Raw genomic sequence first — 274 nt, forward strand, 5'->3', positions numbered from 1 at the left:
GTGCGCATCTGGCTCACCGACGCCGGCCGCGTGCTGCGCGACGACCTTGTGCCGGAGATCGCCCGCTGGGAGGACTCGTTCGAGCGCGTCCTGCGCCGCTACCACACCGCCGCCGAGGTGGCGGCCTTTCGCGCCGTGCTGGAGACGATGGTCACCGTCCTGCCCGAGGGGGACGACCTGTGGGCCGAGCTCTCGGCGCAGTGGGACGCCGCGCTGGATGCGCTCCGCGACTACCTGGAATCGACCTGATTGACTGGAAGGAGCCTCAATTGGA

1 protein-coding gene is annotated in these 274 nt (G+C 69.7%); it reads left to right on the top strand.

Annotated features, from left to right (window positions below; all coding sequences use genetic code 11):
- Positions 1–249: hypothetical protein (locus tag F1003_RS16635; protein ID WP_162307007.1), on the top strand; the 249-nt coding region annotated here is incomplete at its 5' end.
- Positions 250–274 lie beyond the last annotated feature (25 nt).

This window comes from Winogradskyella ouciana, assembly GCF_009709615.1.
GTDB classification, from domain to species: Bacteria; Bacteroidota; Bacteroidia; order Flavobacteriales; family Flavobacteriaceae; genus Winogradskyella; species Winogradskyella ouciana.